This is a genomic window from Mammaliicoccus sp. B-M6, from assembly GCF_022386965.1.
Classification (GTDB): domain Bacteria; phylum Bacillota; class Bacilli; order Staphylococcales; family Staphylococcaceae; genus Mammaliicoccus; species Mammaliicoccus sciuri_A.
The window spans coordinates 96,960-123,272 of the sequence record NZ_JAJNHJ010000004.1 but is presented as its reverse complement, the minus strand read 5'-3'; the positions used below and the strand labels follow the sequence as shown (position 1 = coordinate 123,272).

At 31.5% G+C, this 26,313-nt stretch carries 28 protein-coding genes; 24 read left to right on the top strand and 4 right to left on the bottom strand.

Annotated features, from left to right (window positions below; translation table 11 throughout):
- From LQ693_RS02770 to LQ693_RS02745, 6 genes are all read left to right on the top strand, one after another.
- The coding region (locus LQ693_RS02770; protein WP_239703059.1) for an integrase core domain-containing protein at positions 1–247 on the top strand (247 nt) is incomplete at its 5' end.
- Between the two features lie 17 nt (positions 248–264).
- Positions 265–600, top strand: coding sequence for a DNA polymerase III subunit alpha (locus tag LQ693_RS02765; RefSeq protein ID WP_107565595.1), 336 nt, complete (start codon positions 265–267; stop codon positions 598–600).
- An 18-nt stretch (positions 601–618) separates the two neighbouring features.
- Entirely contained in the window at positions 619–843 is a 225-nt protein-coding gene (locus LQ693_RS02760; RefSeq protein ID WP_025905061.1) for a sulfurtransferase TusA family protein, read from the top strand.
- Between the two features lie 126 nt (positions 844–969).
- Positions 970–1,923 (top strand): LacI family DNA-binding transcriptional regulator, encoded by a 954-nt coding sequence (locus LQ693_RS02755; protein WP_239703058.1) that lies wholly within the window; start codon positions 970–972, stop codon positions 1,921–1,923.
- A gap of 67 nt (positions 1,924–1,990) precedes the next feature.
- Complete coding sequence (locus LQ693_RS02750) at positions 1,991–3,472, top strand: glycoside hydrolase family 32 protein (protein ID WP_107565594.1); 1,482 nt, start codon at positions 1,991–1,993, stop codon at positions 3,470–3,472.
- A gap of 189 nt (positions 3,473–3,661) precedes the next feature.
- Positions 3,662–4,684, top strand: coding sequence for an SdrH family protein (locus LQ693_RS02745; RefSeq protein ID WP_239703057.1), 1,023 nt, complete (start codon positions 3,662–3,664; stop codon positions 4,682–4,684).
- 505 nt (positions 4,685–5,189) lie between these two features.
- On the opposite strand, the gene LQ693_RS02740 is transcribed toward LQ693_RS02745, so the two are convergent.
- Positions 5,190–6,890, bottom strand: coding sequence for a M3 family oligoendopeptidase (locus LQ693_RS02740; RefSeq protein ID WP_103360813.1), 1,701 nt, complete (start codon positions 6,888–6,890; stop codon positions 5,190–5,192).
- A gap of 113 nt (positions 6,891–7,003) precedes the next feature.
- Here LQ693_RS02740 and LQ693_RS02735 point away from each other — a divergent pair, with 113 nt between their 5' ends.
- Entirely contained in the window at positions 7,004–8,440 is a 1,437-nt protein-coding gene (locus tag LQ693_RS02735) for a phosphate--AMP phosphotransferase (protein ID WP_107565593.1), read from the top strand.
- A 152-nt stretch (positions 8,441–8,592) separates the two neighbouring features.
- On the opposite strand, the gene mroQ is transcribed toward LQ693_RS02735, so the two are convergent.
- Positions 8,593–9,363 carry an intramembrane glutamic endopeptidase MroQ gene (gene mroQ / locus LQ693_RS02730; RefSeq protein ID WP_025905067.1) on the bottom strand — a complete coding sequence of 257 codons (771 nt, stop codon included), beginning with the start codon at positions 9,361–9,363 and terminating at the stop codon, positions 8,593–8,595.
- A 173-nt stretch (positions 9,364–9,536) separates the two neighbouring features.
- Here mroQ and groES point away from each other — a divergent pair, with 173 nt between their 5' ends.
- The 3 genes from groES to LQ693_RS02715 all read left to right on the top strand — a co-directional run bounded on the left by groES (position 9,537) and on the right by LQ693_RS02715 (position 12,183).
- Complete coding sequence (groES, locus tag LQ693_RS02725) at positions 9,537–9,821, top strand: co-chaperone GroES (RefSeq protein ID WP_025905068.1); 285 nt, start codon at positions 9,537–9,539, stop codon at positions 9,819–9,821.
- Between the two features lie 43 nt (positions 9,822–9,864).
- Positions 9,865–11,490: a chaperonin GroEL gene (gene groL / locus LQ693_RS02720; protein WP_037589599.1), complete on the top strand. Its 1,626-nt coding sequence runs from the start codon at positions 9,865–9,867 to the stop codon at positions 11,488–11,490.
- A gap of 129 nt (positions 11,491–11,619) precedes the next feature.
- Entirely contained in the window at positions 11,620–12,183 is a 564-nt protein-coding gene (locus LQ693_RS02715) for a GNAT family N-acetyltransferase (protein ID WP_103360834.1), read from the top strand.
- A 31-nt stretch (positions 12,184–12,214) separates the two neighbouring features.
- Here the strand turns inward: LQ693_RS02715 and LQ693_RS02710 are convergent, their stop codons facing one another.
- A complete protein-coding gene (locus LQ693_RS02710; protein WP_107565592.1) occupies positions 12,215–12,733 on the bottom strand; it encodes a methylated-DNA--[protein]-cysteine S-methyltransferase in 519 nt (172 codons plus the stop codon).
- A 194-nt stretch (positions 12,734–12,927) separates the two neighbouring features.
- On the opposite strand from LQ693_RS02710, the gene rsgA reads away from it, so the two are divergent.
- Together rsgA and LQ693_RS02700 are read left to right on the top strand one after the other, a co-directional pair.
- Positions 12,928–13,971 (top strand): ribosome small subunit-dependent GTPase A, encoded by a 1,044-nt coding sequence (gene rsgA, locus LQ693_RS02705; RefSeq protein ID WP_107565591.1) that lies wholly within the window; start codon positions 12,928–12,930, stop codon positions 13,969–13,971.
- A gap of 223 nt (positions 13,972–14,194) precedes the next feature.
- Complete coding sequence (locus LQ693_RS02700) at positions 14,195–15,007, top strand: MetQ/NlpA family ABC transporter substrate-binding protein (RefSeq protein WP_107565590.1); 813 nt, start codon at positions 14,195–14,197, stop codon at positions 15,005–15,007.
- Positions 15,008–15,058: 51 nt separating this feature from the next.
- Here the strand turns inward: LQ693_RS02700 and LQ693_RS02695 are convergent, their stop codons facing one another.
- Positions 15,059–15,235, bottom strand: coding sequence for a hypothetical protein (locus LQ693_RS02695; protein ID WP_037589573.1), 177 nt, complete (start codon positions 15,233–15,235; stop codon positions 15,059–15,061).
- Between the two features lie 164 nt (positions 15,236–15,399).
- Between LQ693_RS02695 and LQ693_RS02690 the strand changes: the two genes are divergently transcribed.
- The 12 genes from LQ693_RS02690 to LQ693_RS02635 all read left to right on the top strand — a co-directional run bounded on the left by LQ693_RS02690 (position 15,400) and on the right by LQ693_RS02635 (position 26,301).
- A complete protein-coding gene (locus LQ693_RS02690; RefSeq protein ID WP_103360838.1) occupies positions 15,400–16,683 on the top strand; it encodes an aminotransferase class I/II-fold pyridoxal phosphate-dependent enzyme in 1,284 nt (427 codons plus the stop codon).
- 156 nt (positions 16,684–16,839) lie between these two features.
- On the top strand, positions 16,840–17,217 hold the full coding sequence (gene pmtR, locus LQ693_RS02685) for a PSM export ABC transporter transcriptional regulator PmtR (RefSeq protein WP_025905075.1): 378 nt from the start codon (positions 16,840–16,842) through the stop codon (positions 17,215–17,217).
- Position 17,218: 1 nt separating this feature from the next.
- Positions 17,219–18,094, top strand: a complete 876-nt coding sequence (pmtA, locus tag LQ693_RS02680) for a phenol-soluble modulin export ABC transporter ATP-binding protein PmtA (RefSeq protein ID WP_107565589.1) — start codon at positions 17,219–17,221, stop codon at positions 18,092–18,094.
- On the top strand, positions 18,095–18,751 hold the full coding sequence (locus LQ693_RS02675; RefSeq protein ID WP_103360840.1) for an ABC-2 transporter permease: 657 nt from the start codon (positions 18,095–18,097) through the stop codon (positions 18,749–18,751). It begins immediately after the preceding gene.
- Positions 18,748–19,413, top strand: a complete 666-nt coding sequence (gene pmtB, locus LQ693_RS02670) for a phenol-soluble modulin export ABC transporter permease subunit PmtB (RefSeq protein ID WP_103360841.1) — start codon at positions 18,748–18,750, stop codon at positions 19,411–19,413. Before LQ693_RS02675 ends, pmtB begins: the two co-directional genes overlap by 4 nt.
- Before the next feature lie 17 nt (positions 19,414–19,430).
- On the top strand, positions 19,431–20,303 hold the full coding sequence (pmtC, locus tag LQ693_RS02665) for a phenol-soluble modulin export ABC transporter ATP-binding protein PmtC (protein ID WP_107565588.1): 873 nt from the start codon (positions 19,431–19,433) through the stop codon (positions 20,301–20,303).
- Positions 20,300–21,028 (top strand): ABC transporter permease subunit, encoded by a 729-nt coding sequence (locus LQ693_RS02660; protein ID WP_107565587.1) that lies wholly within the window; start codon positions 20,300–20,302, stop codon positions 21,026–21,028. Before pmtC ends, LQ693_RS02660 begins: the two co-directional genes overlap by 4 nt.
- Positions 21,029–21,089: 61 nt before the next feature.
- Entirely contained in the window at positions 21,090–21,293 is a 204-nt protein-coding gene (locus LQ693_RS02655) for a hypothetical protein (RefSeq protein WP_025905081.1), read from the top strand.
- Positions 21,294–21,344: 51 nt separating this feature from the next.
- Entirely contained in the window at positions 21,345–22,535 is a 1,191-nt protein-coding gene (locus LQ693_RS02650; protein WP_103360844.1) for an amidohydrolase, read from the top strand.
- 142 nt (positions 22,536–22,677) lie between these two features.
- Positions 22,678–23,385: a GntR family transcriptional regulator gene (locus LQ693_RS02645; protein WP_025905083.1), complete on the top strand. Its 708-nt coding sequence runs from the start codon at positions 22,678–22,680 to the stop codon at positions 23,383–23,385.
- 9 nt (positions 23,386–23,394) lie between these two features.
- Entirely contained in the window at positions 23,395–24,930 is a 1,536-nt protein-coding gene (gene gntK, locus LQ693_RS02640) for a gluconokinase (protein WP_103360845.1), read from the top strand.
- Between the two features lie 12 nt (positions 24,931–24,942).
- Entirely contained in the window at positions 24,943–26,301 is a 1,359-nt protein-coding gene (locus tag LQ693_RS02635) for a gluconate:H+ symporter (protein ID WP_107565586.1), read from the top strand.
- Positions 26,302–26,313 lie beyond the last annotated feature (12 nt).

The following is a 26,313-nucleotide window of genomic DNA, read 5'->3' as shown; positions in this document are numbered from 1 at the left end:
TAAAGTAATTGATGTATTCAATATTAACCGTTCTTTAAGCCGTAAGGGAAATCCATATGATAACGCAGTAGCAGAAACAATATTTAAAGCAGTAAAGACAGAATTCATAAATACTACAAGATTCTATACGATAGAACAATTAGAAATTGAATTAAAAATGTATATAAACTGGTATAACAATGAAAGATTACATGCAGGATTAAATTATCAAACACCAACCTCTTATAAACTTATGAATTCTGTCTAAGTTTTTGTTGACATACCATGAGATTACAAGCTCCTTCTGGAGAAGAACAACCAGTAGATACTTTTGCGAGATATAGAAAAGATATTTCATTATGGTACGATGAGATGCGTGAACATGGACTAAATGAAGAAGAAATTAAAATAATGGAAGAGCATTTACTTGCCTTAAATGGAGTATGTGACTCTCAAGAAAGTTTAATGTTATTGGTAATGGATAAGAGAATCTCAGATTTTGATGTAGTATGGGCTAATAAACTGAGAAAAGCGATTGCCAAGAAAGACCCAAAAACATTAGACGAAACTAAACAACATTACATTAAACACTGTAAGGAAATAGGAACACAAAGTATTTAATAAAAGGAGTCAATATATATGGTACATGAATTAGGTACAGTAGGAATGGTATGTCCGTTCCCATTAATAGAAGCACAAAATAAAATGGATGAATTACAAGTAGGCGAACAATTGAAAATTGATTTTGATTGTACGCAAGCGACAGAAGCACTTCCTAATTGGGCAGCAGAAAATGGCTATCCTGTTACGAATTATGAACAACTTGGAGATGCTTCATGGACAATAACAGTTGAAAAACAATAAATTATATTTAACCTAGAAACAGAGACATTGGGCTTTGTTTCTAGGTTTTTTTGTTTAAAACTGCATTTTATTTATAAAGAATTGGAAACGGTTTTATGATAGAATAAATGTCTGAGAGGTGTATACATGAAGACGATTAAAGATATTGCTAATATGGCAGGTGTTTCTAAAAGTACAGTTTCTAGATATTTAAATGGTGGATCCATTAGTAAAAGTACAAAAGAAAAAATACATAAAGTAGTAGAAGAAACAGGTTATAAACCGAATCAATTTGCACAAAGTTTAAAGGCTAAGAGAACAGGTCTGATCGGTGCAATTGTACCTAGGCTAGATTCCTATGCAACGACTGAAACGTTAAAAGGTATAGAAACAACTTTACTGAAACAAAATGTTCAAACAATGATTGTGAATACAGATTTATCAAAAGATAGAGAAATTGATTCTATTTATATGTTAGCTAAGCGTAAAGTGGATGGCATTATTTTGATGGCAACGAACATTTCTGAAGAACATATGAAAGCAATTGAGTCAGTTGAATGCCCAATTGTTGTTGTTGGTCAATCGCATGAATCACTTTTATCGATTGTTCACGATGATTTCCAAGCAGGTAATCAAGTTGCAGAATGGTTATTGAAACATCAAAAGCACAATATTACATATATCGGTGTTTCTGAACATGACATTGCAGTTGGTAAGACGAGAAAAGAAGGCCTGTTTGTCCCACTAAAGGAACAAGGCATCGAACCAACATTTATTGAAAGTAGTTTCAGTATTAAAGATGCACAAATATTGGGTAATGATATTGAGTTGAGAGAAGACGAAGTTATTGTCGCAGCTACGGATAATATAGCTTTAGGTATATACCACACACTTTTAAAAAGAGAAGTTGATATGCCAACAATTATTGGATTTGGTGGAAATAAGATGACAGAAATTGTGGCACCTCATATTGGGACAGTAAAGTTTAACTATTATTTAGCAGGTGAGACAGCAGTTCATGTATTAAATAAAAGTATAAATAACGAAACGGTAGAAAAATTAAATATTATTGAAACACAATTTGAATGGTTAAAAAATTAAGCCTTTCAAGTATGCTAAAATATATATATTATGGAACCCGTCTAAATCGGATGTAAGGAGAATGATAATGGTAAATTGGACACGAGAAGAAAGATATAAAAAATTATCAGACATATCTGATGAAGCATACAATGAATTAATAGATAAAGTAAATGCGTCAAAATGGCGTCAAACTTTTCATATTCAACCAAAAACAGGATTGTTAAATGATCCAAATGGATTGGTTTATCATAATGGTGTTTATCATATATTTCATCAATGGTTTCCGCTTGGTGCAGTACATGGTTCGAAGTATTGGTATCATTATACAAGCAAAGATTTAATAGAATTTAAAGATGAGGGAATCGCTTTAGTGCCTGATACAGAATATGATAGTCACGGTGTATATTCGGGTAGTGCTTTTGATTATAATGGCAAGTTATATTTAATGTATACGGGAAATGTACGTAATGAAAATTGGGATCGTAAATCTGTCCAAATGATTGCTGAACAATTAGAAGATGGTACTTTTAAAAAGTTTGATCAACCAGCTATTCCAAACAAGCCAGAAGGATATACTGAACATTTTAGAGACCCTAAAGTATGGTTTGAGAATGAAAAATACTATGCAATATTTGGTATTCAAAGAGAGAATGAAACAGGTACGGCTGTTATATATGAATCTGAAAATATTCAAGATTGGAACTTTAAAGGCGAAATTGAAACACGACTGCAAAACTTCGGTTATATGTGGGAATGTCCAGATTTATTTAAGTTAAATGATAAAGATGTATTTATCTTTTCACCTCAAGGTATTGAAGCGGAAAATAACCAATTCGAGAACATCTATCAATCTGGTTATTTAATTGGTGATTTTGATATTGATACGTTGAAGTTTGAGCACCAAGAATTTCTTGAATTAGATCAAGGCTTTGACTTTTATGCCCCACAAACATTCTTAGATGAACATGGTGACAGAATTTTAATTGGTTGGATGGGTCTTCCTGAAATAGATTATGCTACAGATGAAGAAGGTTGGGCACATTGTTTAACGATTCCAAGAGTACTCACAATTGAAGATGATAAACTGAAACAAAGACCTATAAAAGCACTTGAAAAATTAAGAACAAATAAAGAAACTGCTGAAGGTTATGCTAATAAACATTCAGTTAAACTCCACCCATATGAAGGTAAACAATTTGAATTAATGATTGAGATACTAGAGAATGAAGCTAGCGAAATATACTTTGATTTAAGAGTTTCTAAAAAATGTTCAACGCAAATTATTTATAATACACGTTCTAAACAACTTACTTTAGATCGATTTGAAAGTGGTATTGTAAGTGAAGCGGTTGAGAAGACAACTCGTACAACAACTTTAGATAATGACTTAAAAGAGTTGAGAATTTATAGCGATACATCTAGTTTAGAAATTTTCGTTAACGATGGTGAAAAAGTATTAACAACGAGAATATTCCCTGATGAAGATGCTGTTAATTTCAGAACTTCTACAGAGTCTGGTCAAGTTTACTTGAAGTTTACGAAATATGACTTACAACTAAATAACTAAACGAATAAAAAACACTTGTTGTTCTGATACAGCAAGTGTTTATTTTAATATCAGTAAATTGTAAGAAATATGAATAAGTTATTACAAAATATTAATTCTGTGTAACATATGGCGTACAAGCATAGAAAACAAAGAAACATTCCTTTATACTTTAACTATTAATTAATGTAGAGGAGGGGAAGAATTTTTATGAAGATATTTAAAAATGCTATGATTTCAACATTACTATTATCTTCTATGGCATTTGGAGTAGCACACGGGAATAATACAGATGCAATAGAAAGCAATGAATCTAGTACAAAAGATACTTCTCCGAACACAACTCAAGAACAATCGAATCAAAATATAGAAGCACAGCAATCCAATAAAACTGATTCAAATAGCAAACAAAATAGTAAAACTGAGGAAACAACTACTGAACCGAAGTCAGAAGAAAATTCAAGCACTGAGGAACAGTCATCAGAAGAACCTACTAGAGATAAAAAGTCTGAACAAAAATCAGATGAACAGCCTAGTAAAGAAGAACCAACAACAGAAGAGCCAAAGACAGATGATAAACCAACTTCAGAGGAACCAACAACAGAAGAGCCAAAGACAGATGATAAACCAACTTCAGAGGAACCATCAACAGAAGAGCCAAGTACTGAACCAAAATCTGGCGAAAAACCGAGCACTGAAGAACCTTCAAGTAATGATAACAATCATCAAGTACCACCACCGAACCAATCCAATAGTGGGAAACCATCTTCTGAAGAACCTAAAACTAATGAACCAAATTCAAATAGCAATAATGATCAAAATGTAAATCAATATAAACCAACAATGCCAGCATATCCTAATACAAATGAAGTAGGGGATGGATATTACAATCCGCAATACACTGATGAAAAAGCGCCTAAATTTATACCTGGCCATTCAGAAGCATATTATAGTAAATTGGATGAAGATGTACTAGCGCTCGTAACAAGTAAAGTTGGTAGTAGACCTGATTTAGCACAACCAAAATTTAAAAAGACTAATAAAACGACAGAAACAACTTCAGTAGATGATGATACTAAAACAGAGACAACTCAAACTACAACAGAAAGTTTTGAAACAACTTCTGACGACAAAGGTGTTTCTAAACCATTCATCATTGGTATTTCAATCGCAATCGTACTAGTATTAGGAGTCATCATATTATTCATAATGCGAAGATTTTCAAAATCATAAATAAAATAAAAGTGAGTCTGGGACAGAAATGTTCTAGACTCTTTTTCATATTTTTAGAAATTGGGAGGCTGAATATTGCAAGTGAGGCGTGATAAGCAATGTTGGAGGACCTTGTATTTATCAAGACTGGACAAACAAGATAAATAAGCGCCTTGTATTTATCAAGACTGCCCAAACAAGATAAATAAGCGCCTTGTATTTATCAAGACTGCCCAAACAAGATAAATAGGAGCTCTGTATTTATCAAGACTGGTGAAACAAGATAGATAGACGCTATCTATGTTGCAAGACATACCAAACAAGCAACATAGAACTCCTGTATGTTGCAAGACTCCCTAAACAAGCAACATAGAACTCCTGTATGTTGCAAGACCCACCAAACAAGCAACATAGAACCTCACACTAATATTGATTTTTCCAAATAAAAGAGACTGGCATATAATGTAATGTCTCAGTCTCTTCTAGTATCTTGGGAGTAAACTTCTGTCTCGCACCAACTTTTTTATTAAAATTCACTTTGATCAATATTCTGTGTTGCTTTGTATAATGTTTCTATAATGGATTTTACAGTACCTTCTTCAAATGGAGATTGTAACTGAACAGATGCCATAATATCAATAAATGATTGTGAACCGCCAATTTGACATATTTTCAAGTAATCAGACCATGCTTGTTCTGGATCAGCTTCTTGTTTAATGAAAAATTGCATTGCACAAATTGTCGCTAATGTATAATCAATATAATAAAATGGTGATGCAAAAATATGACCTTGTCTATGCCAAAATGCACCATTTTCAAGATGTTGAATATTGTCATAGTCTACACTTGGGAAGTATTTATTTTCTAAATCTGACCAAGCTTTTCTACGTTCTTCTGAAGATATGTCTGGGTTCTCATAAACAAAGTGTTGGAATTCATCCACTGCTACACCGTACGGTAAGAATTTAATATTGTCTTCTAAGTGTGCTAGTTTAAATTTATCCGTATCTTTTTTGAAAAATAATGGCATCCATGGATAAGTTAAATATTCCATGCTCATTGAATGAATTTCACATGCCTCTGAAGTAGGGAAGTAATATTCGGGTACAGAATACTTCAAGCTTTCATATACTTGGAAAGCATGTCCGGCTTCATGGGTCATAACTTCAATATCACCTTGTGTGCCATTAAAGTTGGCAAAGATGAATGGTGATTTAAAATCATTAATGATTGTACAATATCCACCACTTTCTTTTCCTTTTTTAGCTTCTAAATCAAATAATTGTTTATCAATCATAAAATCTATAAAATGACCAGTTTCTTTAGAACGTTCATGGTACATTTTTTTAGCATTTTTCACGATTTCTTCTGTAGATATTTGTGGTTTAGGCGATCCAGTTTTAAAAGTGAAATTATTATCGTAAGCTTTTAAACTGTCAACGCCAATACGTTTCGCATGCTGAGATTTGATGTCTTCAGTAATAGGTACGACATGTTCTTTAACTTGCTCTCTAAAAATTTTTACATCATTTGCGTCGTAACCAATTCTTTGCATTCTATCATAGCCTAGTTGAACAAAGTTCTCGTATCCTAATTTTAGAGCTATTTCATGTCTTGTTTTTACAAGATCATCATAAATACGATCTAAATCCTCTAGATGATCTGCAAAAAACTGTTCTCTAGCTTTAAAAGCATCTTTTCTAATTTCTCTATCTTCGTTGATTAAGTACTTACTGAATTGTGATAAGTTCAAATGTTCACCGTTATAGTCAATATCTGCTGAAGCAATTAATTTATCATATTCGCTTACTAATTTATTTTCTTTAACAAGTAAGTCATTAATAGAAGGATTATATGTATTGAGAGCAACTTCTGCTAAAGAAAATAGTTGTTGTCCAAAATGCGCAATTAAATCATTTTTAAATTTAGATTTTAATAAAGATTGATAGAATAAATGGTCTAAATATTGTATTTTAGGCATTGTTTCATCAAAGAAATCTCTTTCTTTATTATAATATTCATCATTTGTATCGATAGATGCTCTTATGTAAGCTAAGTTATAATGCGTATCAGTATGGTTTCTAATTTTATTAATTTCATTAATCGCCTCAATTGCTTGATCGACCGTTTCTGCATTATCGAATTCATTTAATAATGATTTGGTTTGCTTTTCTTTTTCTTCAATATTGATTTGTTCATATTGATAATCTTTAAAAGTTAACGTCATGTTAAAACCTCCCTTAATAAATTTATTATAACATTTCTTTGTTGTAATTTTATTGAAAATTGCGAAAATAAAGGTAAAAGCATATAATATGAAATGAAAAGAGGTGTATATAAATGACTAAAAATAATGAACAATTATCTTTAGAAGTAGCAGCATTAACGAGGAAGACAAAAGAACTTGGAATTCCTATCATGATTGTATTTGAAGGTGTTCCCGCATCAGGTAAGACGAGACTATCAAATGAACTTCTTTTAACACTTGATGCTAAATACACACACTTTGTACCGATGAAATCACCTTCAGAAGACGATCTAAGATATCAATTTTTACAGAAGTATTGGAACAGTTTACCTTCAAAAGGGGATATCAATATTTATTTTAGAAGTTGGTATACATATTATATAGAATATCAAGCAAACAAAATAAAGCATTCTATATACAACAAATATCATGCGTTACGCAGACAAATCCAAGACTTTGAATCGATGGTCCAAGATGATGGCTATGAAATTATTAAGTTTTATATTGAGATTAGTGATAAAAAGAGAAAAGAACATTTAAAAGAAATGAAAGAAAATCCATTAACAAGTTGGAAAGCACAAGAATATGAAAGTGCTATTAATGATGATGTATATCATAAAGAAATGCATAAAATACTGAAAGCATCGCCTGATGAATGGGAAATCATTGATTATACGGAGAGAGAAGAAGCTATCAATTTGATGTATAAACATATCATCAATCGTTTGAACAAAGCGATTAAACTACATAAAAAGAAAGACAAAGTAATTGATGGCGATTTTACAGAAGATTTTAAAACAGACCTATTTGATCAATCTATAGATAAAGTAAATAAAAAGACATATAAATCTCTTATAGGTGACTTGCAAGATAGACTGAAAGAATTGCAATTTGCATTATACGAAAGAAAAATTCCGTTAATATTAGTATACGAAGGCATGGATGCAGCCGGTAAAGGTGGCAATATTAAAAGAGTTAGAGAAAAATTAGATCCAACCGGTTATGAAGTAAATGCAATAAGTGCGCCAACAGACGTTGAGTTGAATCATCATTACTTATGGAGATTTGCTAAAGATATGCCAAGAAGCGGCCACATTGAAATATTCGATAGAAGTTGGTACGGAAGAGTATTAGTCGAAAGAGTAGAAGGATTTGCTACTAAAAAAGAATGGAAACGTGCCTATGAAGAAATCAATCAATTTGAGAAAATGTGGACAGACGAAGGTGCAATTATTCTAAAATTCTTCTTAACTTTAGATAAAGATGAACAATTAAGAAGATTTAAAGAACGAGAAGAAACACCAGAAAAACAATGGAAAATCACAGACGAAGATTGGCGAAATAGAGAAAAATGGGATCAATATATCGAAGCAAGTCATGATATGATTAAATTCACAAACACAGATCATGCACCATGGCTTGTCGTACCGGCTGACAATAAAAAATCAGCTAGAATCGAAGTTATCAAATACATTATTAAAAAATGTGAAGAAGTATTATGGGCGTCAAACAATATTAGAGTATGTTAGGGACAGAATTCTGAGAAATGTCCATAAGATGGGGCATATCTAATTGTCAGAATTTGAAATAATGGAAGTTAGCCACCCTCCAAATACAAAAAAATAAGCATATCACTTAAGACTGAGTTCTTCAGTTCGGTGATATGCTTATTTATTTACACTTAGCTATACATGCTCAAGATTGTATGATATATCAGTTGTGAAATTTGAGATTGTTTCTCTAATTGTTCGTTTACTTGATCTTTAAATACAATTTGTCCTAAAACAACTATTCCGTTCATTCCCATATGTGCAACCATTGGTACGATGATACGTTTCGTTAATACATAAAGTCCGCTAAATACAGTTCCCATTACAACATATATTAATGTATGTTCTGGATCTGAATGTGCTAATGAGAAGATAAAAGAACTGACTAATACTGCAACGATAAAGCTTAACCACTTAGGTGCTTTAATCATATTGTATATCTCTCCGAAAATTAATTTACGGAATATTAATTCTTCTAATATTGGACCTGCTAATACGATATAAACGATTAATATATGTGATTGTTGTGCAATCTTCATGAGATTTTGAGTATTGCCACTTTCTACTGGTTGATTAAATATATATGTATTAATCAAAGCGGCGATGATTTGTCCAAGCATGGCCATTATAATACCTGCAACACACCAGAAAATCACGTATACCCATGGTTCTTTCTTCTGTTGTTCTAATCGAGTTGGATTTTTAATATTTGAGTTCATATACCATAATAATAAAACAGTAATGATAGCTGTTGTTGCCATCCAAGTTAAGCTGATTTCTAACCTTGTGACTTTAGATAATCCTGAATCAGCGTATAAACTATTTGGAATAATTGCGATTGTTTGTACAACGCCAAATAGTAATAGGGTAGCAATATTAACAGTTAATCGATTAAATTGCATTTTCAATTCCTCCAAAAATAAACATGTAAACATTGTACCTTATTTAGCAGAAAAAGAGAAAAATTTAAGTTATATTGCTTGTAATTTTGACCAAATTTGATTATTATAAAAATGTAGTTAGCACTTAAGTATAAAGAGTGCTAACATTATTAGCGCCAAGGAGGATTTTATAAATGTTAAAACCATTGGGAGATAGAATTATTATTGAGAAAACAGAAACAGAACAAACTACAGCTAGCGGGATTGTATTGACAGATTCAGCTAAAGAATCATCTAACGAAGGAAAAGTTGTTGCTGTTGGACCAGGTAAGCGTCTAGAAGATGGTACAAGACTTACTGTAGATGTTGCTGTAGGTGATCAAGTTGTATATCAACAATACGCAGGAACAGAAGTTAAACGTGATAAAGAAACATATATTATCCTTTCAGAAGATGACATTTTAGCAGTTATTGAATAATTTAGATAATATTTTTGAAGATATTTTATGGAGGTTTTTATAAATGGCTAAAGAACTAAAATTTTCAGAAGACGCTAGACGTTCTATGCTTGCTGGTGTTGATAAATTAGCAAATGCAGTTAAAGTAACTTTAGGACCTAAAGGACGTAACGTCGTTTTAGATAAAAAATTCACTTCACCATTAATCACAAATGATGGTGTTACAATCGCTAAAGAAATTGAATTACAAGATCCATATGAGAATATGGGTGCTAAATTAGTTGCAGAAGTTGCGAACCAAACAAATGATGTTGCAGGTGACGGTACAACTACAGCAACTGTCTTAGCTCAAGCGATGATTCAAGAAGGTTTAAAAAACGTAACTAGTGGTGCAAATCCAGTTGGTATTCGTGAAGGTATTGATAAAGCAGTTAAAGTAGCTTTAGAAGAATTACACAATATCTCACAACCAGTTGAGAAAAAAGAAGAAATTGCACAAGTTGGTTCTATTTCTGCTGCTGATGAAGAAATTGGTAAATTTATTTCAGAAGCAATGGAAAAAGTAGGTAATGACGGTGTTATTACTATTGAAGAATCTAAAGGATTCAGCACAGAATTAGAAGTTGTTGAAGGTATGCAATTTGATAGAGGATATACTTCTCCATACATGGTGACAGATTCAGACAAAATGACTGCTGAATTAGAAAATCCTTACATCTTAATTACAGATAAAAAGATTTCTTCATTCCAAGATATTTTACCTATCTTAGAAAAAATCTTACAAACAAATAGACCAATTTTAATTGTTGCTGACGATGTTGATGGCGATGCATTAACAAACTTAGTATTAAACAGATTACGTGGTACATTCACAGCAGTAGCAGTTAAAGCGCCTGGATTTGGTGACCGTCGTAAAGCAATGTTAGATGACTTAGCAATCTTAACTGGTGGTCAAGTGATTACTGATGACTTAGGTCTAGACTTAAAAGAAACAACTCTAGATATGCTTGGTGAAGCAGGTAAAGTTCAAGTTACTAAAGACGACACTACAATTGTTGAAGGTCAAGGTGACTCAGTAAACATCGACGCTCGTGTTGGTCAAATTAAAGCTCAAATTGAAGAAACAACTTCAGACTTTGATCGTACGAAATTACAAGAACGATTAGCTAAATTAGCAGGTGGCGTTGCAGTTATCAAAGTAGGTGCTGCAACTGAAACAGAATTAAAAGAACGTAAATTAAGAATTGAAGATGCTTTAAACTCTACACGCGCTGCAGTTGAAGAAGGTATTGTAGCAGGTGGTGGTACAGCATTAGTATCTATTTATAATAAAGTAGCTGAAGTTGAAGCAAAAGGCGATGTACAAACTGGTGTGAACATTGTGTTGAAAGCTCTTGAAGCACCATTACGTCAAATCGTTGAAAATGCTGGTTTAGAAGGCTCAATTATAGTTGAAAAACTTAAAAACGCTGACGAAGGTATTGGTTACAATGCAGCAACAGACGAATGGGTAAATATGTTAGATGCAGGTATTGTCGATCCAACAAAAGTTACACGTTCAGCATTACAAAATGCAGCATCTGTAGCAGCAATGTTCTTAACTACTGAAGCAGTAGTAGCAGACATTCCAGAAGAAGAACCAGCAGCACCAGATATGGGCGGCATGGGCGGAATGCCAGGTATGATGTAATTCGGTGAATATAACCGACATTACTAGCTAAGAGATATGTATAATCCCCTTTCTAAATGGTATTAAACCATATGGAAAGGGGATTTTTATGTTAAAATGAATCTAATTTGTATTAAAGGAGTAGAAAATATGATTAGACCTGCTGTTAAAGAAGATGCGAAAAAATTAAGTGAGTTAATGTTTATGATTTGGCATGATATGGAGCTACCTTTAGTTGTTCAAAATGATAAAGAAACTGTTTTAAGATTACTTGAACAAGCGAGTGTTGAAAGTGAATATAGAAACCATTATAAACATAGTCAGGTATTTGAAATTGATGGAAAAGTAGCAGGCTTTCTTAATTGCTATAGTGGTACTGACGAAAAACAACTTGAAGAAAATTGGCACAATATTGAATTTAAAGATTCATTTAAATTAGAAGGAACGCCGTTACCTGAACAAGAAGCGGATAATGGTGATTTATATATTGATTCAGTTGCGGTCTTTTCAGAATATAGGGGTAGAGGTATTGCCTCTAAACTTATAGAAGATGCATTTGTACGAGCTAAAGAAAGAGGATTTAAACAAGTATCATTAAATTGTGAATTTGATAATGAAGGTGCAATGAAACTATATGAGAAATTAGGATTCAAACCATCATATGATCGAAAACTAAGTGGACATGACTACAAATATATGATTAAACATTTATAATAAACTAAAAAAGTAACATCGGTTGATAATATTAGCCGATGTTACTTTTATTTTTTTCAATATCAAGCAAGATTTCTTTTCGTTCTATGCCACTAGAATAACCACCAATTGAACCATCGGCAGCTATCACACGGTGACAAGGTACAAGAATCGTTATAAAGTTCTTACCATTTGCATTTGCGACAGCACGAAAAGCAGTAGGTTTACCAATATTCTCAGCTAACTGCTTATAAGATATCGTTTCGCCAAATGGAATATCACATAAAGCACGCCACACTTTTTGTTGAAAAGGTGTACCAAAATTAAAATGGATAGGTGTTGTAAAAGTAGAAAGATTACCTTCAAAATAAAGATTTAATTCCTCTTCAAGTTTATCTAAAACATGATTACTTTCATCATTACTTTCTGAATTAAGTTGTTTACGTACAATTTGTAATTCCTCTTCTAACGAAGGCTTATTCGTAAAATGTAGCATTAATAAATACTCATTATTAGCAATTGCTAACATTTCACCAGCATTCGTTTGAATTAACTTTTGATATAAAGCCATAATCATCACTCCTAATGAGAGTTTAACATATAGACAACTCATACTTTATGAATTTGAATAAAAATATATGTTCATATACAATTATGGTAATAAGTTTGAAAGGGTGATGTATTATGATGGCTTTAAATCAATTGTTTCTTGTTAACTTAAGTATGGGTGGCCATAATTCCTAATTTATATAAATGGGGAGTTAAATGAAAATAGAACAATTAGGTATTAAAGAAGAACAATTATCATATTATAAGAATAATTTTAGTGATGAATTTAAAATTGGAAGAATATCTTTCGTCTCTAAAAATCATTTTAAAGTCATAACAACCACAAGTCAGTATAAAGCAGAAATTACACAAAAATTAGTTAATCAAAATTTGATACCTGCTATAGGAGACTGGGTTGTCGTTAATGAACTAGATGATTTTAAATTGATAATTGATATATTACCAAGAACTAGTGAGCTAAAACGTCAATCTAAAAAACATGAATCACTTGACCAATATATAGCAACGAATATTGATGAAGTGTTTATTGTAATGGGACTAGATGGCGACTTTAATTTAAACAGGTTAGAAAGATACGTGATTCAAATTAAAGAAAGTGGTGCATTATCTGTTATCATATTGAATAAGATGGACACTGCTCACGATTATAAAGAAAAAGTTCAATTAGTTAGTAGAAGATTAAGTAATGTCCCAATTATCACAACTAGTGTGCTTAAAAATATTAATATGGATCAAATTACGAAAAGGTTCTATAAAGGTATGACAGCAACACTAGTAGGTTCGTCGGGTGTCGGAAAATCGAGTATAGCGAACTATTTAGTTGGCAAAGATATTTTAAAAACTCATTCAACAAGAGAAGATGACCAAAAAGGGAGACATACAACAACTCATAGAGGTTTGTATTTGATTCAGCCTAACGGTGTAATAATTGATACACCTGGAATGAGAAGCTTAGGTCTTTCAGTGGATAAAGATAATATAATAGACAGTTTTGAAGATATTAAATTACTCTCACAAAACTGTAAGTTTAGTGATTGTACACATGAAACTGAACCTGGATGTAAAGTTCAAGAAGCTTTAAAAAATGGTGATTTAGATATAAGTCAATATAACAACTATCTAAAACTTAAAAAAGAAATTGCTTATAACAACTCGAAAGCATCTAAAAAAGCGACAGCTGAAAAGAAAAAACAATGGAAATCATTAACTAAAATGAATAGAAATAAACCAAAATATTAAACGAACTATTAAACAGAATTCTTCAATAGAAGAGTTCTGTTTTTTCTATGTTATAGGTACAGTCATTTCACCAGCATTCGTTTGAATTAACTTTTGATATAAAGCCATAATCATCACTCCTAAAGAAAGTTTAACATATAAAAATTTGATTGACTTTAGATTACTAAATGATAATATAATAATTAAACAGATGAGTTTAGCAGGAATTGAGGGAGATGTTTTTATGAAGAGATACATATTTTTAGCTTTGACACTTATTTTATCAGTTGTGCTAGCGGCTTGTGGAAATAATGATGACAAAGAAAAGAAGGAAATTACAATTGCTACATCACCGGGACCTTATAGTGAGTTGTTTTTGAAAGGTATTAAACCTGAATTAGAGAAGAAAGGTTATACTGTTAAAGATAAAGACTTCACTGAATTACTACAAGCTGATGTTGCTTTGCAAGAAGGTAGTGTGGATGTTAACGTTGATCAACATAAAGCGTATATGGATACATTTAATAAGGAAAGAGATGCAGATTTAACAAATATTACTAAAATACCAACAGTACCTGCACAAATATTCTCTAATAAAAATAAAAATCTTAAAGGTATTAAAGAAGGAGATACAATTGCGATACCACAAGATCCATCAAATGCAGCAAGAGCTTATCGTTTATTAGAAAAAGCAGGATGGATTAAATTAAATGCAGATAAGAATGATATTAAAATCACGAAGAAAAATATTTCTGATAATCCAATGAATCTTAACATCAAAACGATGGATTCTGCTAATATTCCTAGAATTTTAGACGAAGTTGATTATGCAGTTATACCAGGTTCAATTGTTTACGCTTCGAAAGTTGAACCAGCCAAAGGACTTCTAAAAGAAGATTTAGTAGAAGATTTATATTTACAAGTTGTTGTAGATAGTAAAAATAAAGATGCTAAATGGGTTAAAGATATAAAAGAGGCATATCAATCAAAAGGATTTAAGAAAGTATTAGATAAAGAAAATAAAGATGATTATTGGAAAATACCAAAGCAATCATAATATAAATATAGAGACTGGGACATTACCTTATGTTCCAGTCTCTATATTTTTTTACTTCTTTCTATTAGCTTTTTTGCGGTCGCCATTTCTACTTATAAATGCGGCTATTAAAAATAATATTGAAGCGAATGTAAATTGAATGCCTGAGTTGCCGCTTATTTGAATGCCTATTCCAATAATTAAGCAGATTATAGCTAAACCGACAAGAACTTTTGTAATTGTAGACATATGTTTTGCTCCTTTGCTTTATTTATTATATCAATTATTTCTTTGTTATCCAAAAAGGGATGATTTTCTAAAATTAAATGATGAAATTTAGTGAACACACTTTTAATTTTCATAATTCTCGTCTAGTATAGAAGTATCATAACAATGAAAGAGGATGACTTTCTATGAACCCACTAGCATTAGAATTAAATGAACAACTGAAAAAAGAATATCCTGTTGTATTAGATATGCTTTCCGATTTAGGTAAATCTATTTATTATCCAAAGGGTATTTTATCACAATCTGGAGAAGCAAAAGGTACAAAGTATAATGCAACAATCGGTATGGCAACTACTGATGAAGGTATTATGTACACAGATGCTTTATATAATCAATTTGGTGACCAAGATCCAAGTGATATATTCCCATATGCACCGCCACAAGGTGATGAACGTTTACGTACATTATGGCAACAGAAAATTTTAAAAGACAATCCTGATTTAAGTGCTGATGATATTTCTAAACCAGTCGTAACAAATGCATTAACACACGGATTATCTTTAGCTGGAGACTTATTTGTAGATGCCCAAGATACAATTTTATTACCTGAACATAACTGGGGTAACTATAAATTAGCTTTTGGTGTAAGACATAGTGCTAACATTGAAACTTACAAAGCTTTTGAAGAAGATGGCAGTTACACTTTAGAATATTTCAAACATGCTTTAGAACAATATAATAAAGAAAAAGTTATTCTCGTGTTAAACTTCCCAAATAACCCAACTGGTTATACACCAGTAGTTGAAGAAGTTAAAGAAATGGTTGAAGCTATTAAACAATTAGCTGATAAAGGTACGCAAGTCATTACATTAGTGGATGATGCTTATTATGGATTGTTCTTTGAAGATGTTTATAAACAATCTGTATTTACAGCATTAACAGCGTTAAATCACGAAAATATTATGCCGGTTAAAATTGATGGCGCAACTAAAGAATACTTCTCATGGGGCTTCCGTGTTGGTTTCTTAACATTTGGTAGTCAAAATGATGTTGTTAAAGATGTATTAGTTGCTAAATTAAAAGGTTTAATTAGAAGTAACTTATCAAGTTGTTCTTTACCTAGCCAAACTGCAATTATTCATGCAATGGAAGATCCTTCTTTCCAAGATCAAGTTGATCATAACGTGAATATTCTAAAAGAAAGATATGAAGTAACGAAAGAAGTCGCATATCGTGATGAATTTAAATCATTATGGACGCCATATGCATTTAATTCAGGTTACTTTATGGCACTTAAAGTGTTAGATGTAGACCCTGAGCAATTGAGATTACATTTAATTGATAAGTATAGTATCGGTATTATTGCTTTAAATAAAACTGATATTCGTATTGCATTTAGCTGTATTGAAAAATCTGATATAGAACATGTATTTGAATCTATCGCTAAAGCAATCAATGACTTAAAATAATAAAATTAATCAGAGTGTGTATATACAATGTGTATACACACTCTGTTTTTTTATGCCTAAAAACGTTGATTTATAAGCTTTCTATTAAATGAGTTTGACAAATATGTATATAGTGTATATACTGTTTATACACAGTTAGAGAGAGGGAGGTTAAACATGAAGATTCTACTTCAAAATAATAGTAATCAGCCTATTTATGAACAGATTAAAGAACAAATCAAAGCACAAATATTACAAGGTAAAGTAGAACCGGGTGCTTCATTACCTTCTATGAGAGAGTTAGCAAGTGATTTAGGTGTCAGTTTAATAACAACTAAACGTGCATATGTTGATTTAGAACAAGAGCAATTTGTCACGACCATAAGAGGGAAAGGTACTTTTGTAAAATCACAAGATCCCTCAATCATGAAAGAAAAACAATTTATTGTTATAGAGGATTTAGCAAGAGATTTAACTAAACAAGCAAAGTTAATCGGAATGGATGTTAAAGAACTCAATGAAATCGTTAATTTGATTTATGAGGAAGGTGAATAAAATGGACAATGCGATAGAGGTTAAAAATTTAAATTTTAATCATAAAAATCTTAAATTATCAGATGTTAACTTTGAAGTACGTAAAGGTTATGTAACAGGATTTATTGGTGCAAATGGTGCAGGTAAAACAACGATTATACGTATTATTATGGGTCTACTTAAAGAACAAAATGGAGATTTAAAAGTACTTGGAGAATATTTAAGTGAGAACCCAGTTGATATTAAAAATAAAATCGGCTTTGTCTATTCAGAATTATATATGTATGAAAACTGGAATATTAAAACAATCGAGAAAGTCGTCAGTAAATATTATAAAGAATGGGACCACGATGTATTTGAAGGTTATATTAATGAATTTAAATTACCTTATAAACAAAAGATTAAGCAATTTTCAACAGGTATGAAAATGAAATTGTCGTTAGCAATCGCATTAAGTCACCATGCTGAACTTTACATTCTAGATGAACCAACTGCAGGACTTGATCCAGTCATACGTAATGAAGTGCTTGAAATTTTACAAAGAGAATTAATAGATGAAGAAAAAACAATCTTTTTCTCTACACATATTATTTCAGATTTAGAGAAAATCGCTGATTATATTGTCTATTTGAAAAATGGATCCATTGTTATTAATGAAAGTGTAGAAGATTTAACGGATGGTTATCGAATCATCAAGGGAGACCAATCTATACTTGATGATGAATTAAGATCGTTATTAATCAGTGTGAAAGAAACGAATACAGGTTTCTCAGGATTAACAAGACAAAGTTCGGTATTTGTTGAGTTATTTGGAAATGAAGTAGTCGTTGAAACACCGTCAATAGAGGATATCATGGTAAGAATTGAGAAAGATCAATTCGATAAGGAAGTGGTATAAATGAAAGCTGTTTTCTACCGAAACTTTCAATATGAGAAAGGATACTACTTACTTTATTTAATCTGCTTCGGATTAGTATTTATAACGAAATTTACTGTGTCTTTTCAAAGTATAGAACTCATGAATGTATTAGCGGTTTATTTTGTCGCAGTTGTTTCAGTACACAGTATTAATCATGCGATATTTTTAAATAAACAAAGTAGTCAAATCTTTTATATGAGTTTACCGATTTCTAAAGTTGATATTGTAAGAGGGCATTATTTATATAACTTATTAGTAACAGGTATTTCATTTATGATGATCATGATCATAGCATTCGTAAAGCAAGACACAATATTTATACAAGCAGGGTTATTTATTATAGCAACGAACTTGTTTACGTTAAGCATTGTTTATCCAACATTTGCACATTTAAATATTAATCAATTAGGTGCTTGGATATTAGTTGCTATGTATGGGATATTCACAATGTTTTACTTTGGGATATATTCGAATCGACATTATCCATTTGCTGAGGCATTTGGTTGGAAAATATTTTTATACTATACACCAGCAATCATATTGTTAATCGTTGCAATCGTATGGTCGATTCAGTTTAGTAGAGCTATCAAACTAGCTAAACAAGATCAAATTACGGTTTATGGAGGTATAAAATGAAGGCAATCTTATATAGAAACTTAATTTTATCAAAATCATACCTATATTTAATGTTAGCTACAGCATTGTTACTACCATTAATAGTCGTATTACCTCTTAATGGATTTATTAAAATAGGTATATTAGGAATAATCGTTGTTATGATCCATATTGTGTTCTTAGTACCAATGTATTTTCTATTCAATAGAATCAATAAAAATCATTCTGAATATACATTTTTAAGTTTACCTGTTAAGCAATCAACAGTGATTAATGCTCATTATTTAACAGGATTAATATTTATTTTATTCACACAATTACTACTTGGTTTATGTACGATTGTAGCATTTTTAATACAAGAACCAGGCATGGAAGTTTCATATGACATTTCAGGCATGTGTTTAAGCATTGCAGGGAATTTGTTGACGATTAGTTTAATCTTACCATTTGCAGAGTATAAAAGATTGATCAAAATTCCTATTATATTTTGGATGATTATAGTCGGTGCAATTGTACCAAACTCAATACAGTTTATAGATTATGTGCTTAAATTCTTTTCAGTACAATCGCATATATTTAAAACACATGATATGTCAATATTCTTAGGCTGTTCCATCATTCTATTTATCGTCAGTTATATCATTTCAATCAATAAAGCGCGTAAACATGCAATTACAATTTAAAGGAGAGGTGAATAATCGTGAAATTAAATAACATACAAAAGTATTACGGTAAGCAACATATCCTCAAGAATATTGACTTTGATTTTGGGGATAGCCAAATTGTCGGATTGATCGGTAAAAATGGTGTAGGTAAAACAACTTTAATGAAAATTATGAACCAGAATATTATGAAATATGAAGGGGATTTCAACAAAGAAAATAGTGACAAAGTGGGTTATTTAATAGAAAATCCTAAATTATATTTAAATAAAACAGGCTATTATAATTTAAACTTCTTTAGAAATGTATTAGGGACTAATGTTGATGATAATTATATCAATATGTTAATCGAGTCATTTGGCATTAAGCCTTATATCGACAAAAAAGTAAAAAAATATTCAATGGGTATGAAGCAGAAACTATCTATTGCAGTTGCGCTTATGAATAAACCACAATATTTGATTTTAGATGAACCAACTAACGGAATGGATCCAGACGGTTCGATTGACGTCTTAAAAACATTAGAAAAAGTAAGTAAAGATTTGAATATTAAAGTACTCATTTCAAGTCATAAGTTAGAAGATATTGAATTAATATGTGATAGAACAGTATTTATGAAAGATGGTGCAATCGTTGAAGATTATGATATGAAAGCTCAATCTAAAGACGTGACTAAATTTATTTTTGATCATTCAAACTATAATGAAGCACTTAATCTTCTTACGATGAATTACAAAGTAGTAACAAGTAATAAACAAGAATCGATTATTTCAGTAGAAGCACTGGAAGATTATCAAGAAGTGTTAAAAGCATTAAGCGCTAAAAATATTTATCCTAAGTTTATTCAAAATAATAAAACGACTTTAAGAGATCAATACTTTAATATTAACAAAGGAGTTGAAGTATCATGAATATCGCCCAACATGTAAAATATGATTTAACGAGAATATTTAAAAGTCCATTAGGCTATTTAGGATTTCTCATTTCATTGTTTCCAGGAATAGCCATCATGATTTCTGTTAAAACGTTAGATGGACCATTTGATGCACAAGTTGTATTGGCTATGTTCTTCATATTTGGTGGACTTGTATTATTAATGTTCTCTATTAGAACGATAGTACGTGATATGCAGTATGGTACGATTCAGTTGTTTTTAAATTCTAAAACAAATAGAGTGAAGTATTTATACGGTAAGTTACTATCAATTATCGGCATTGTTATTATATTTACGATTTTAGGTACGCTATTTACATTATTAGCATCAACTATAATTGATGCAGGCGAATTAAGTGTATATGACTATTTCAAAATGTTTGGTGAATTTCTACTTATCATGCTATTTTACGGAACATTATTAAATATTCTAAATTTATTAACTGGTAAATCAGCAGTTGTTTATACTACTGCCATCATATTGATATTATTTTTACCTAACATCTTTGATGCATTGATTTTTATTCCTGAAATAGGGGAAGATTTATCAAAAATGATGAAATACAATCCTTTAGACTTTTTACCTAAAATATTGAATCAAGGTTTACTAACAATGAAAGTATCACAAATATGGATATCTGTAGCATGTATTGCTGTATTCACAGGTATCAATCATTACATGATAAGAAATAAGAATATTTAATGGTTTATCCCTCATTTCTATGTTAAATTTAACTTATTAGACATAAGAATGAGGGATATTTTTGGGTAAAAAATTTATTAAACATTATATCATTATTGGTATAATATGTATTGTTGCAAGTTTCTTTTTCCACGGTACACCTAGCTCATTAATGATCGGAGCTGGACTAGGATTTTTCCTAACAGCCGTATTAGCAAAGTTTGAAAAAGAAGATAAAGTTGATGAACATCCAGATAAATTAAAAGATAAAAATGAAAAAAAGTAGCTACTACATCTTGTGGTAGTTACTTTTTATGAAATTGAGGGGGGTGAATCTATGTTACGTAGTTTACTATTCAAAAAGCTCGAACAAAAAGAACAAGATATGATTAAGCATTATCAATATTTACATCAATATCCTGAACCGTCATTTAATGAAGTGAAGACATCACAATATATAGAAGCATTTTATGAAAATAAAGACGTCGTTATACATAATCGTATTGGTGGTAATTACGGACTGATTGTAGAGATTGAAGGCAGTTTACCGGGAAGAACAATTGCATTACGAGCAGACTTTGATGCTTTAAATATTACTGAAGATACGGGATTACCATTTAGTTCTAAAAATAAAGGCTGGATGCATGCTTGTGGGCATGATGCACATACTGCATATTTGTTAATACTTGCGGAATGTTTGATTGAACTTAAAGAGCATTTACCTGGCAAGATTATAATTATCCATCAACATGCCGAAGAGTTAGCACCAGGTGGCGCAATTGACATGATGCAGTCAGGATATTTAAATGGTGTGGACGAAATCTATGGTATTCATTTATTCCCTGATTATACACCTGATGTTATTTCATATAGGAAAGGTCCTACAATGGGTGGTCGATCATTATTTCACCTTAAAGTTAAAGGAAAAGGTGGACATGGATCAAGTCCACACCTAGCGAATGATGCAATTATGGCAGCAAGTACTTTCGTAACGAATGTTCAAACCGTTGTTTCGAGAAGGTTGAATCCATTTGATATGGGTGTTGTAACGATTAGTTCATTTAATGGTTTAGGATCATTAAATGTTATCCAAGATAGTGTGGAATTAGCTGGTGATGTAAGATATATGGAAAGCCGTATAGGTCATCAAATCCATGATGAAATCGAGCAGTTAATTAGAGGATTAGAAGATACATTTAATATTCAATGTGAGTTTAAATATGAATTAGATTGTATTCCACTAGTCAATCACTATAAACAAACAGATTATTTAATAGATATTTTGGCAACGAGTCAAGGTGATTATTTTGAATCTTTAAAAGAACATGAACAATTAACGAGTTCTGAAGACTTTGCGATATATCTTGAGAAAATACCAGGTACATTTTTCTTTGTCGGATGTAAACCATATGGAATTGAGAAAGCGCATTTTAACCATAGTCCAAAATTTGTCGTAAATGAAGATGCTTTATTAACGGCGAGTAAAGCATTAGGGGAAGTTGTACTAAATCGATTATCAATAGAATAGCGTTATATATATAAGAGTTTGGGATTAAAAAAATCCTGAACTCTTTTTTTGTATTTTAAAAAATAAGCAGTAACCGTTTACAAATAATTCGAAAACGTTTACAATAACTTGTATACAAGTATACGAAGTTTGGAGGTATTTTATGAAACATCATTATCATTATCCAAGCGAATGGTTAAAGCATCGTTCAACGGGAGAGCAAGTAGCGAGTGAACTTAGACTAGCAATTATAAGTAAGATTATAGAAGAAGGCGATAAGTTAAGTGAAAATAAAATTGCTCAACAATTTGAAGTGAGTCGATCGCCAGTAAGAGATGCACTTAAACTCCTGCAACAAGATGGGCTTATATCTTTAGAACGTATGGGAGCAGTTGTTATGGGGTTATCTAAAGCTAACCAAAAAGAAATATATGATATTAGGTTAATGTTAGAGTCATTTGTATTTGAAAGATTACTCGTTGAAAATAATGAAGAAGTGATTAAACAGCTGAATAAAATATTAAAAATGATGACTGTAGCTGTTGAATTTGAAGATGCAGATGAATTCACGAGATTGGACCTACAATTCCATGAATCGATGATCACTGCTATTCACCATCAATACATTGAAATGATATGGCATAATTTAACGCCTGTTATGGAATGTTTAGTTTTAATTTCAATGAGAAAAAGAATGCAGAATGAACCTGAAGATTTTAAAAGAGTTATTCATAACCATAAAGTATATATTGAAGCGATTGAAAATAAAGACAGAAATAAAATGAAAGAAGCATTTCATTTAAATTTCGATGACGTTGATGAACAAATTGATGTCTTGTGGAATTCTCAAACTAATATAGATAGAAAGTAGGATTTTGTAATGAAATATATGATTGGTGTAGATATTGGTACAACGAGTACTAAAGCTGTTATTTATGATAGCGAAGGGAACTTTTTGAAAAAACATAATATAGAATATCCAATGACGACCCATGAGATTGGCGTTGCAGAAGAAAGTCCTGCAGAAATATTCGACGCTGTACTATTTACAGTAAAAAAAGTGATTAGAGAAGTTGGTGCTAAGCCAGAAGAAATCAAATTATTAAGTTTCAGTAGTGCGATGCACAGCTTGATAGCAATGGATAAAAACAATCAGCCATTAACTGAATGTATCACTTGGGCAGATAATAGAGCAAGTGAATACGCAGATAAGATTAATAATGAACATAACGGTATAGAAATATATAAAAGAACGGGTACACCCATTCATCCAATGTCTCCATTATCAAAAATTTATTGGTTAAAACATGAACATGCCGATATATTTAAAAACACTGAGAAATGGATAGATATTAAGACTTATGTATTCTATCAATTATTTGAAACATACGTTATGGACCACTCAATTGGTTCAGCGACGGGTATGATGAATTTGAATACATTAAATTGGGATAAAGATGTCTTAAACTTACTTGAAATTAATGAAACGCAATTACCAGAATTAGTGTCAACAACACATATTATGAAGCAAGTTAAAAAGAATTATGCTGATATTATGGGCATCAATGAAGATACACCGATTGTAATCGGCGCTTCAGATGGCGTATTGTCCAATTTAGGTGTTAATAGCTATCGTGAAGGAGAAGTAGCCGTAACGATTGGAACGAGCGGTGCTATTAGAACAATTATTGATAAACCAAAGACAGATGATAAAGGAAGAATATTCTGTTACGTATTAACGGAAGATCACTATTGCATCGGTGGACCAGTGAATAACGGTGGTGTCGTTCTAAGATGGTTAAGAGATGAATTGTTAGCAAGTGAAGTTGAAACAGCTAAAAGACTTGGCGTTGATTCATATGACGTTTTAACTAAGATTGCAAGTAGAGTTAAACCTGGGGCAAATGGTTTGTTATTCCATCCGTATTTAGCTGGTGAAAGAGCACCGCTTTGGAATGCGAATGCAAGAGGCAGTTACTTTGGTTTGACACTGTCTCATAAAAAAGAACATATGATACGTGCTGCGTTAGAAGGTGTTCTACTTAATTTATATACAGTGTATCTTGCTTTAATAGAAGTGATGGATAAAGCGCCTGAACAAATTAAAGCAACAGGTGGATTTGCTAAGAGTGAGGTATGGCGCCAAATGATGGCAGATATATTTGATACTTCTGTTGAAGTACCAGAAAGTTACGAAAGTTCATGTTTAGGTGCTTGCATATTAGGACTAAAAGCTATTGGGGAAATTGAGGATTTTGAAGTTTTAAACAAAATGGTCGGTAAAACATATCAACATGAACCTAATCAAGAGAATGTCGATATTTACCAATCGTTAATTCCGATTTATATCAATTTAAGTCGTAAATTAAATGAAGAATACGATTTAATCTCAGAATTTCAATCAACACATTCATAAGGAGATGTTTATATGTTTTCAGATATTGCACCATTATTAATTGTCGCACTCGCAATTGTTATATTATTAGGTTTAATTATGTGGTTAAAACTTAACACATTTGTATCTCTGATTATCACAGCTATGTTAACTGGTATTATGCTTGGTATGCCACTAAGCAAAGTTATCGGCACAATTGAAACAGGAATGGGCTCTACACTCGGTCACATTGCTTTAATATTTGGTCTCGGTGCTATGTTAGGTAAGTTACTAGCAGACGGGGGCGGTGCAACTAGAATTGCACATACATTGATTAATAAATTTGGTCAAAAACGTATTCAATGGGCAGTTGTAACAGCATCATTTATTATTGGTATAGCTTTATTCTTCGAAGTAGGGTTAGTACTATTAATTCCGATTGTCTTTACAATTGCTAAAGAATCTAAAGTTTCAACATTATACTTAGGTATTCCAATGACAGCTGCATTATCTGTTACACATGGATTTTTACCACCTCATCCAGGTCCAGTCATGATCGCTAAAGAATTTGGTGCAGATATTGGTCAAGTATTACTATTCGGCTTTATTGTTGCAATACCAGTAACAATTATTGCAGGTCCTATTTTTACAAAATTTGCGAAAAAAGCAATTCCAGAAGCATTTACTAAGTCTGGTGACTTAGCTTCATTAGGTAAACAAAAAACATTCAATATAGACGAAACACCTAGCTTTGGAATTTCTGCTTTAACAGCTTTATTACCAGTATTTATTATGCTTATTTCAACTATTGTAGATTTATTAACAGGCTCACCAGAAAACCCTCAAGGTATTTTAGGCTTTATTAGTTTTATTGGTGAAGCGGGTACTGCAATGTTAATTTCAGTATTATTCGCTATTTATTCAATGGGTCTTAAACGAGGATATAAAGTTACAGAAGTTATGGATACATTAACAAATGCCATTTATCCAATCGGTATGATGCTCTTAATCATCGGTGGCGGTGGTGCATTTAAGCAAATATTAATTGATGGCGGCGTAGGTAAAACAGTTGAGTCACTATTTACAGATACTGCAATGTCTCCAATATTATTAGCTTGGATCGTCGCAGCAGTACTAAGATTAGCATTAGGTTCTGCAACAGTTGCTGCTATATCAACAGTTGGTATTGTTATGCCATTATTAGAATCATCAGATGCTAATTTAGCATTAGTCGTATTAGCAACTGGTGCTGGTAGTGTAATCGCGTCACACGTAAATGATGCTGGTTTCTGGATGTTTAAAGAATATTTCGGTTTAACGATGAAAGAAACATTCTTATCATGGACGCTTCTTGAAACAGTTATCTCAGTTTCAGGTATTATCTTTATACTATTTATAAGTCTATTTGTATAATTTATTTAAATA